Source organism: Kitasatospora sp. NPDC059408, assembly GCF_042751525.1.
Classification (GTDB): domain Bacteria; phylum Actinomycetota; class Actinomycetes; order Streptomycetales; family Streptomycetaceae; genus Kitasatospora.
Genome location: NZ_JBHYWI010000073.1, coordinates 37,748 through 47,458, shown reverse-complemented (window position 1 = coordinate 47,458; position 9,711 = coordinate 37,748). Strand labels below are relative to the sequence as shown.

The following is a 9,711-nucleotide window of genomic DNA, read 5'->3' as shown; positions in this document are numbered from 1 at the left end:
CCGTGGGGACCGTGTGACCGCCCATGCCGTTGCCCGCGTCGACGACGACCTTCAGCGGACGGATCGACGCCAGGTCCACCAGACCCTTCAGATGGGCGGCATAGCCGGGAAGACTGTCCTGCTCCGAGCCCCGACCGGCGCCACCTGATCGCCCACTTCCGGACCCGCTGCCGCGGCGTCGTCGTCCTGCCCCGCCGCGCCAGGGCCCGGGCGGCGGCGGTCCTCGAACTGGCCGCCCTCACCGGCGACGCGATGGCCGACCGCCGGAATTGACCAGGCCGCCCCGGGATTGACCTGCCCGGCCGCCGGATGATCGGCTCGGGCCATGACCGGCGAGCCCGTACCCGACGAAGCGGTGCACCTCCTGAAGGCCCTCCTCGGCGACGCCTACCCGGAGCTGTCCGCGCAGATCCCCCATCTGCGCGTCGCCGGCCACTGCCGCTGCCCGTGCCCGAGCATCGACTTCGCCCTGGACCGGTCGGCGGTGCCCGCGGCGCCCGCCGTGGACAGTCCGTTCGCCGAGGCCACCGTGCTCGACGAGACCGGCGAACCGGTGGGCGGCGTCATGCTGTTCGCGTCCGAGGGCTACCTGTCCTTGCTGGAGGTCTACTCCTGGTCCGACGACCCGGTCACCCGGCTCCCGTCCCCGGACCGGCTCGCCTGAGCGGACCTCGGGCGAACCGGCCCCGGGCCCGGGCCGGTGCTCAGCCGAACCAGCGGGCCAGGGCCGTGTCGAGCGGCGTGCCGTCGGTGTCGGTCCAGGCGAGGTAGCCGTCGGGGCGGATCAGGAGGGCCCCGGCCCCGTCGACGTCCTCCTCGGTCTTCGCCAGGACGTGCTCGACCCGGTCGGCCCGGTCGCCGACCGACCGCCGCCGGCCGTCGAGGGACAGCAGCAGGCCGCGGCCGGAGCGCATCAGCGAGCTCGCCCTGGCCGGACCGTCCTCGGTGGTCAGCTCCAGGTCGATCAGCCGGGGGCCGACGCCCGGGTAGTGGAGGTCCAGGCCGGACATCATGCCCGAGACGTACCGGTGGGCGTCGGGCAGCCGCAGCAGGTCGGTGACGATCTCGCGGACCGTGGCGATCTCCTCGTCCCGCCCCGGGTTCATGATCACGCCCTGCGCGCGGGTGTGGCGCAGCACCCGGGCCGCGACCGGGTACCGCTCCTCGTGGTAGCTGTCGAGCAGGCCGGCGGGCGCCCAGCCGTCGATCGTGCCGGCGAGCTTCCAGCCCAGGTTGACGGCGTCCTGGACGCCCAGGTTGACGCCCTGGCCGCCGATCGGCATGTGGATGTGCGCCGCGTCCCCGGCGAAGAGCACCCGGCCCTCGCGGTAGCGCTCGACCTGGCGCACGGCGTCGCCGAACCGGGAGGCCGCGCGCAGTTCGCCCAGCACCGTCTCCGGCCCGTACACGGCGTGCAGGGCCTCCCGGACCTCGTCGGCGGAGACCGGCGACGCGTGGTCCGGGCCGTCCCCGGAGAGCTTGCCGAACAGCATCCGGTACAGGTCCGGGCCGATCGGGTGCAGGATCGTGTGGAAGCCGTTGGCCGACCGCGCGTACTCGCTGAAGTGTCCGGGCTCGGTGCGGACCCTGTCCGAGCGCGAGACGAGCGTGAGGTCCGCGGCCACGGCGGACATCCGGCGCTCCCGGCCGGGGAACGCGACGCCCAGCAGTCGGCGGACCGTGCTGTGCCCGCCGTCGCACGCGACGAGGTAGCGGCCCCGGATCTCGCCCCGGATCTCGCCGCTGCCGCCGTCTTCCGCTCGCCACTCGGCGGTGACCCCGTCCGCGTCCTGCGCGACCGCCGTCACCTCGCGGCCGCGGAGCACGGGCACGCCCCGCTCGGCGAGGAGTCCTTCTAGGTGCGCCTCCAGCGCGGCCTGCGGGACGCCGACCGGGTGCGGGTACCGGGTGCGCCACGGCGTGCAGTCCAGCTCGACCGGCAGGCCGGCGAAGTGCCCGCCCGAGCTCTCCCCCGCCGGCAGCTCCGCGAGCAGCGGCTCCAACAGCCCCCGCAGGTCCAGCACTTCGGCGGTGCGCGGCTGGAGACTGCCGGCCCGGGACTGGGTGCTCCGGGTGAGCAGCTTCTCCGTGACGACGACCGGGATCCCGGCCAGCGTCAGCTCGTGCGCCAGCATCAGCCCGGTCGGGCCCGCCCCCACGACGATGACTTCGGTCTGCACAGCAACCTCCGAAAGAAGAAACCAGGTGCAATTCTGCACTCAGTCTACCACAGGGTAGACTGAGTGCATGAATCAGCACATGGGCCTGCGGGAACGCAAGAAGGAACGCACCCGGGAGACGATCGCGGCGACCGCGATCCGCCTCTTCCTCGACAAGGGCTTCGATCAGGTGTCGATCACCGAGATCGCCGAGGTGGCGGACGTCTCCCGGCGCACCCTCTTCGCCTACTTCCCGACGAAGGAGGACCTCGTCCTCCAGCGCTTCGCCGACCACGAGAGCGAAGCGGCCCGAATCGTCCGCGCCCGCCCGGACGGCCAACCCCCGCTGGAGGCGCTGCGGACGGCCCGCCTCGACGCCCTGGCCCGGCGCGACCCGAACACCGGCCTCTGCGACGACCCCGAGGTCATGGCCTTCCTCCGCCTGATCGCCGGCACCGAGAGCCTGGCATCACGGCTGATCCGCTACTCCGAACGCGGCGCCGAAGCCCTGTGCGCGGCCCTGCAGGAGGCCGACGTCGACCCGCTCACCGCCCGCCTCGTGGCCGCCCAGGTGATCGTGGTGCAGCGCGAGCTCGCGATCATGCACCAGGAACACCTGGCCGCCGGCACCTCCGCCGACGACCACTACCCGGCCGCCGTCCACGCCACCGAGCGCGCCTTCGACCTGCTGAGCAACGGATTGGGCTAGGGCGGGCCTTTCGGCTCGGGGTCGTTCAGCAGCGCCTCGACGAGGCCCGGTGGTCCGGCGACCTTGGTGCCCCAGAGGTCGTAGTCGGTGCACAGGAGCCACGACCGGTCCGCGGCCCAGACGTTGGACGGACTGAAGTCGGCCTCGGGGTTGTCGTACAGAGCCACGGCATCCCCGAGACCGACGGGATCCCCCGTCCGCCGGGCTCGGGGTGGTGCTACGACGCGTCGTCGGCCTTTGCCGGTTGCCAGCGGCGGGCGCGGCCTCGGGGGGCTATGGCTCCGGCGACGGCTACCAGGCCGATCGTGCCCAGTGCGGTCAGGGCCACCGCTGTGGCCTGGGCGGGGGCTTCGGATGTGGGGCGGCCGGGTGGCATCGCCAGGGCGGCCGTGGTCGGGGTGGCGGGGTGCGGGCTCGGGGACGTCTCGTGGTCGAGCGTGCTCGTCACGGCCGCGACCAAGTCCACCGTTCCGTAGCCGAGTTGCGGGTCGGGCACCGGGCCGCCCGGGCGGTACGCGGTGGCTTCGAGGCGGGCCGTCAGCTGGTCGGCGGTGAGGGTCGGGCGGTAGCCGAGGACCAGGGCCGCCGTGCCGGCGACGAAGGCCGTCGCGAAGCTCGGGCCCGCGCCCGTGTAGTAGCCGCCCGCCGCCGGGCCGGGGCCGGTCACGGCGTCGCCCGGGGCGGCCAGGTCCACCCGGCCGCCGACCGCCGCGTTCTCCGGCAGCGCCCCGGCCGGGCCGAGGTCGCGGACGGCCAGCACCTCGGGGTAGGCGGAGGGGTAGACGGGGGTCGGTTTGGTCTGCGCGGTGGGTGCGGTGTCGGGCCCGGCCGGGGCGACGATCAGCGCGCCCTTGGCCCGGGCCCGGCGCACGGCCCCGGCCAGTGCGTCGTTGGCCTCGGGGACGGTGACACCGACGGCGATGATGCGCGCGCCCCGGTCGGCCGCCGCCGTGATGCCCTGGGCGAGCCGGTCCGCGGTGGTCGTACCGGTGTCGTCGGTGACGCCCACGGCCAGGACCCGTGCGTGCGGCGCCAGGCCGGAGAAGCCGGTGCCGTCGCGGCGGTCGGCGGCGATCAGCCCGGCCAGGAAGCTGCCGTGGCCGACGCAGTCGTGCGCCGGGTCGGCGGCGCCGTCGAGCCTGGGCGCGAAGTCGGTACGGCCGGCGAGCAGTCCGGAGCCGTCGCCCAGCCCCGAGCCGAGCACCGCGACCGTCACTCCGTCGCCACGGCTCAGCTGCCACACCCGGTCGGGCCGCAGGAACGTCTGCGGCCAGGGCGTGAGCTGGGTGCCCTTCGCCGACGCGGGCAGGCAGCCCGCAGGCTTCCCGGACACGTCCCGCCGCACCTGGCTGACGCCCGGCAAGGCGTCCCCGGGCGAGGAGGACGGCGAGGGCGCGGTCGCGGGCGCAGGTGTGTCGGCCCATGCGGCTCCCGCCGGAAGCAGCAGCGCAGCGGCCAGTACCGTCGCCGACGCCCGCGCTGCGAAGAGCCGTCGGCCGGCGGTGGTCGAGGCGGCGGACGGTACGGACGCCGACAACGCCCGCCGCGCCCGAGGCCGGCCGGCCGACGGCTTGCGCCCGCCCGCCTGGCCCGGTTCCTCGTCGGGCGAAGGCCGTCGGCCGGCGGTGGCCGGGGAGGGGGTCGGCAGCGCGGGCTCATCCCCACACGCGTCCCCCACGGACGCCGACGCCCCGGCTGCCAGTCCCCTCCCCTCCCTGATCCGCCGGCCGACGGCTGTCATAGGGGCGGCCGGGACCACGGCCGCCGGGACCACCTCGTCCACCGGGACCACGTCGTCCACCGGGACCACGTCGTCCGCCTGGCGCCTCACGAGAAGCCGCCGATCCGGCCTGCCGCAGCCCCGCGCGGCACCGGTCGGCGGGCCCGTGGGGCCCGGTCGGCCGGACGGACCGCCGCCGCTCCTGCCACCGCCCCCGTCACCCGGCTCACGCGAAGCTGCCGATGCGCTCGGCCGGGATGTCCTGGGGCAGCAGGAGGCTGAGTTCGTCCAGGTCCCCGATGTCCAGGCGGGACAGGCGGCCCGCCTGGCGCGTGATCATCGCCTCCAGCACCTGCCGCGCGAAGCGGCCGTTGCCGAAGGAGTTGTCGCGCGGGACGGCGCGGAAGAGGGTGCTCAGGGCCGTCAGGGTGTCCGGGGTGCAGGTGTAGCCGGCGGCCTCGGCCTGGAGGCGGACGATGGTGATGAGTTCGTCGTCCGAGTAGTGGTCGAAGGTGATCTCACGCGAGAAGCGCGACGCCAGACCGGGGTTGGAGGCGAGGAAGCCGCGCATTTCCTCCTGGTAGCCGGCGACGATGACGACGACCTCGTCGCGGTGGTCCTCCATGAGCTTCATCAGGGTGTCCACGGCCTCCTGGCCGAAGTCGCCGCCCCCGCCGTGCCGGGGCGTCAGCGTGTACGCCTCGTCGATGAAGAGCACGCCGCCGCGGGCGCGTTCGAAGGCGTCGCGGGTCAGCTGGGCGGTGTGGCCGATGTAGCGGCCGACGAGGTCGGCGCGGGCGGTCTCGATGAGCTGGCCGCCGGGCAGGACGTCCAGTTCGGCGAGGAGTTCGCCGTAGAGGCGGGCGACGGTGGTCTTGCCGGTGCCGGGCGGGCCGGAGAAGACGAGGTGGTGGCTGATGGTGGCCGCCGGGAGGCCGGCCTCGATGCGGCGGCGGGTCTGGCGGGTGAGGTTGACGAGGTCCTCGACCTGTTCCTTGGCCGCCGCGAGGCCGACCATCGCGCGCAGCCGGTCCAGCAGGCCGGGCGCCGTGGGTTCCTCCTCCCCCGCCGCGGCCCGGGCGACCGCCGCCGCGGCCTCCTCGCCGACGTCGGCCGGGAGGAGCAGGGTGAGGTCGGCGTTGTCGAACTGCTCGAGTTCGGCGAGCCGCCCGGCCTGCCGGTCGACCATCTCCTCGAACACCTTGCGCGCCGCCCGTCCGTTGCCGAAGTCCGGGCCCTTGGGCATCCGTTCGAAGTGGACGGCGAGGGCCTCGCGCGTGCCCGGGGCGAGTTCGTAGCCGTGGCTCGCGGCCGCCCGCTCGACGATGGTGGTGAGCTCGTCGTCGTCGTAGTTCTCGAACTCGACGGTGCGGCTGAAGCGGGAGGCGAGGCCCGGGTTGGAGGCCAGGAACTCGCGGATCTCGTCCTCGTACCCGGCGACGATCACCACGAGGTCGTCGCGGTGGTCCTCCATGAGCTTCACGAGCGTGTCGATCGCCTCCCGGCCGAAGTCGGGGCCGCTGCCGCCCGATCCCGCGGAGAGCGTGTACGCCTCGTCGATGAACAGGACGCCGCCGAGCGCCTCCTTGACCACCTCGGTGGTCTTCAGCGCGGTGCCGCCGATGATGGAGGCGACCAGGTCGGCGCGCGCCACCTCGGTGAGGTGTCCGCTGCGCAGCACGCCGAGTTCGGCCAGGATCGCGCCGTAGAGGCGGGCGACGGTGGTCTTGCCGGTGCCGGGCGGGCCGGCGAAGACGAGGTGGCGGCTCATCGGGAGGGCGGGCAGGCCGGCCTGTTCGCGGCGGCGGGCGAGCTTGTTGAGGTTGACGAGCGTGGCGACCTGGTCCTTGACGCCCTCCAGGCCGACGAGGGTCTGCAGGACGGCCTGCGGACCCTGCTCCTTCACGGGGGCGGCCGCCTCGCCGGCCGGGCCGTCCGCAGCGGCCTCCACGGCGGCCGGGGTCGTCGCGGCGGCCGCGGCGGCCGTGCCGTGGGCGTCCGCGGAGCGGTTGTCGCGGCTGTCCAGGTGCTCGACGGCGAGCCGTTCGGTCGGCTCGGTCTGCCGCAGGCCCGCGCCCTCGTTCTCGGCGACCACGCAGTCGCTCAGCCGTACGGGCTCCGCGGACTCCGAACGGACGCCGTCCACGGTGTTGTTGGTCATCCGGCAGCCCGTCAGGGTCGCCCTGGCGCCGGGCAGGAGGTGCAGGCCGTGCCGCCGGTTGGCCCGCAGGCCGGCCCGGGTGGCGGTGAGTTCGCCGTCGTGCTCGACGCTCACGCCGTCGTACGCGTTGTCCTCGGCGTCGACGTCGCGCAGCGTCGCGACGCCCTCGGCGCCGACCGAGATCCCGCAGCCCTTGCTGCCGCGCACGGTGCTGCCGCCGACGTAGGTGTTCGCGCCGTCCTCGATCCGCACCCCGTCGCGTCCCGAGTCGACGACGGTGGCGTCCTCGATCCGGCCGCGCCCGTCGCGCAGCACCTCGACGCCGTGCCCGGCCGCGGCCGTGACGGCGAGGCGGCGCAGCAGCGGGTTGGCGCCGTCGCGGACGACGACCCCGGCGCCGGCCGCGTCCCGCACCTCCAGGCGGTCGAACTCGGCCGCGCTCTCGCCGGTCAGCTCGACGCCGTCCGTCTCGCCGTCGCGCACCACCGTCCGGACCAGGCTCGGCCCGGCGGACTCCCCGACGTGGATGCCGGCCTGGACGGCGGACGTCACCTCGCAGTCCTCGAAGGTGCCCCTGGCGCGTCCGGAGACGTGCAGGCCGTTGCCCTGCGTGCGGACCGCGCGGCAGCGCCGCAGCAGCGGGTCGGTGCCGTTGGTGAGCACGTAGCCGTGGGCGCGCACGGCGCTGACGGTGCAGTCCTCCAGCTCCACGCGGGCGGTGGAGCCGATGAAGACGCCGAGCGCGCTGTCGCGGATCTGCGTGCGCACCACGCGGGTGGTGCTCTGCTCCTCGAGTGCGATGGCGGGCTTGTCGGTTGCGGAGATCTCGCAGTCCTCGATCACGCCGCGGGACTCGCCGTTGGCGCACACGCCGTTGCCCCGGGCGTCGCGCAACACGCAGCGGCGCACGGTGGGGTTGGCGCGCTCGCCGATCACCAGGGCGGAGGTGCCGAGGTGTTCGATCACGCTGTCCTCGATGACGCTCGCGCCGGTCGAGGTCTCCACCAGGCCGGCGCCCGCCGGGTTCACCACGCGGCAGCCGCGCATCGCCAACTCGCCCTGCTGGCGGGTCAGTACGGCCGTCCACGCGCTGCCGGCCACTTCGCAGTCCTGGAGGGCGAGCTGGCCGCGCGGCACGTCCACGGCGGGCAGTTCCTCGTCCCGGCCCTGGAGCACAAGGCCGGTCAACTGCACCGCCTCGGCCAGCACTTGGAGCACCGAGCCGCGGCGCGGACTGATCCGCACGCTGCCCCGGACGTCCTCGGCCGTGATCGTCACCATCTTGGTGACCACCAGGTTCTCCTCGTACCGGCCGGGGCGCACCGAGATCACCGCGCCGCTGCGGGCCGCCTGGAGGGCCTCGCCGATCGTGCGGTAGAAGCCCGGCTGCGAGCCGGACTCCCGCTGCTCCGCACAGACCGTCAGCACCGCGCGTGACATGCGTGGGGTTCCCTTCGTTGGGGGTGGAGCGTGGAGCGTGGAGCGTGGAGCGTGGAGCGTGGAGCGTGGGGCGGTCAGGAGGTGCAGGTCGCGCGGATCGCGCTCGCCGCGTGGTGGGCGTGGGACACGCCGCTGCCCCAGTCCACGCCGCGGGTGTGGAGGGTGACGGACAGCGAGCCGCTGTAGGCGAAGCTGCCTACGTTCACCCAACTTCCCTGACTGGCCGTCTGGTTGACGTTGAAGGAGCCGCCCGATCCGCCGCTCTGCACCGTGTAGTACGTCGGGTGGCCGCCGACCTTCGTCACGTCTCCGCTCGCGGGGACGTAGACGGACAGGGCGCAGGTGCTGGCGTTGCCCAGGTTGAACGTCCACACCACCGAGGCGGAGGGGTCGTCCTTCGAGGCGTCGCCGTACATCGGGACCGAGGTGTAGCTGCCGTTGCAGCCGTCCCCGCTCCAGCCGCCGGAGTTGCCGATCCAGCCCTCGATGCCCTTACTGAACCGGCCGTTCTCCCGGTAGGAGCCCTTGCCGCTGCACCCCGGACCGAGGACCGTCACCACGGGCGGCGGGTCGGCGGGCTTCGCGGGCGGGACGGGCTGCTGCGGGGCCGGCTGCTGGGGCGCGGGCTGTTGCGGGGCCGGCTGCTGCTGGCCCGGGACGGCAGGCTTGGCGGCCCCCGGCGCGGGCTGCTGCGGGGCGTTGCCGCCGGCGCCGCCGGACCCGCCGGAGCCGCCGGAGCCGCCGCCCGATGAACCACCCGTCGTGGCCGCCGGGTTGCCGCCGCCCTGGTTCACCGTGCCGGGCTGCCGGGCCGCGGGCGCGCCACCGGCTCCGGGCGCGCCCGCCGCAGGGGCACCGGCCGACTGGCCCGGGACGAGCGGCTGACCGGCGTCCGTGCTCGGCGCGCCCGCGGCGGGGTCGCCGACGGGCACCGCGGCACCCGGTGCGGTGCCGCCGGGTGCGCCCTGGTCTCCGGGGGGCGCGCCGTTGCCACCGTTGTTGCCGTCGGTGCCCGGCACGTACCCGTTGCCGCCGTCGCCGCCGCCCTGCCCGTACCCGGGCGGGTTGTCCGCCTGCGCGGGACCGTGCTTCGGATCGCCCCCGCCCAACTGCGTGACCACGACGGACGCACCCACCAGCACCAGGCCCACCGCGACGGCGGCCGCGACCATCGGACGCGAAACCCGGCCCGGACGCGGGCCGTCGGCGGCGGTCGTGGCGCCCTCGCGGTCCGCCACGGCCGCCTCCGCGAGCGCCTCCGGCGTGGCGGCGGCCGTCCCGGCCTCGACCAGGGGGGCGGACTCCGGCAGTGCCGGCGGCGGGGCGGGCTCGCTCCCGGCCGGCACCTCCGGCGCCGACCCGACCGCGCCGCCCGAACCCGGCTCGGAGAGAGCCGGACCGATCTCGGCCGTCTCGTCCTCACCCTCTGCCTCGGCCGCCACGGCCCAGTTGACCACGGGGAGGTGGAACCCGGGCGAACCCTGGCCCCCCTCGCCGCGCTTCTCCTCGCCCACGCTCATCC

7 protein-coding genes are annotated in these 9,711 nt (G+C 75.0%); 2 read left to right on the top strand and 5 right to left on the bottom strand.

Features of this window, described 5'->3' with window-relative positions; all coding sequences use genetic code 11:
* Positions 1-325: 325 nt before the first annotated feature.
* Positions 326-664 (top strand): hypothetical protein, encoded by a 339-nt coding sequence (locus ACFXDE_RS34315; protein WP_380498401.1) that lies wholly within the window; start codon positions 326-328, stop codon positions 662-664.
* A 40-nt stretch (positions 665-704) separates the two neighbouring features.
* On the opposite strand, the gene ACFXDE_RS34310 is transcribed toward ACFXDE_RS34315, so the two are convergent.
* Positions 705-2,180, bottom strand: a complete 1,476-nt coding sequence (locus ACFXDE_RS34310; RefSeq protein ID WP_380498400.1) for an FAD-dependent monooxygenase — start codon at positions 2,178-2,180, stop codon at positions 705-707.
* A gap of 67 nt (positions 2,181-2,247) precedes the next feature.
* Between ACFXDE_RS34310 and ACFXDE_RS34305 the strand changes: the two genes are divergently transcribed.
* A complete protein-coding gene (locus ACFXDE_RS34305) occupies positions 2,248-2,868 on the top strand; it encodes a TetR family transcriptional regulator (RefSeq protein ID WP_380498399.1) in 621 nt (206 codons plus the stop codon).
* On the opposite strand, the gene ACFXDE_RS34300 is transcribed toward ACFXDE_RS34305, so the two are convergent.
* The 4 genes from ACFXDE_RS34300 to ACFXDE_RS34285 form a co-directional block, all read right to left on the bottom strand.
* Complete coding sequence (locus tag ACFXDE_RS34300; protein WP_380498398.1) at positions 2,865-3,035, bottom strand: hypothetical protein; 171 nt, start codon at positions 3,033-3,035, stop codon at positions 2,865-2,867. The two genes, ACFXDE_RS34305 and ACFXDE_RS34300, sit on opposite strands and share 4 nt — an antisense overlap.
* 50 nt (positions 3,036-3,085) lie before the next feature.
* A complete protein-coding gene (locus ACFXDE_RS34295; RefSeq protein ID WP_380498397.1) occupies positions 3,086-4,201 on the bottom strand; it encodes a S8 family serine peptidase in 1,116 nt (371 codons plus the stop codon).
* A 613-nt stretch (positions 4,202-4,814) separates the two neighbouring features.
* Positions 4,815-8,189 carry a right-handed parallel beta-helix repeat-containing protein gene (locus ACFXDE_RS34290; protein ID WP_380498396.1) on the bottom strand — a complete coding sequence of 1,125 codons (3,375 nt, stop codon included), beginning with the start codon at positions 8,187-8,189 and terminating at the stop codon, positions 4,815-4,817.
* 74 nt (positions 8,190-8,263) lie between these two features.
* Positions 8,264-9,709, bottom strand: coding sequence for a hypothetical protein (locus ACFXDE_RS34285; RefSeq protein WP_380498395.1), 1,446 nt, complete (start codon positions 9,707-9,709; stop codon positions 8,264-8,266).
* Between the last annotated feature and the right edge of the window lie 2 nt (positions 9,710-9,711).

Coding starts and splice junctions, on each gene's coding strand:
- ACFXDE_RS34315 (WP_380498401.1), top strand. CDS start 326: ATGACCGGCGAGCCCGTACCCGACGAAGCGGTGCACCTCCTGAAGGCC.
- ACFXDE_RS34305 (WP_380498399.1), top strand. CDS start 2,248: ATGAATCAGCACATGGGCCTGCGGGAACGCAAGAAGGAACGCACCCGG.
- ACFXDE_RS34290 (WP_380498396.1), bottom strand. CDS start 8,189: ATGTCACGCGCGGTGCTGACGGTCTGTGCGGAGCAGCGGGAGTCCGGC.
- ACFXDE_RS34285 (WP_380498395.1), bottom strand. CDS start 9,709: ATGAGCGTGGGCGAGGAGAAGCGCGGCGAGGGGGGCCAGGGTTCGCCC.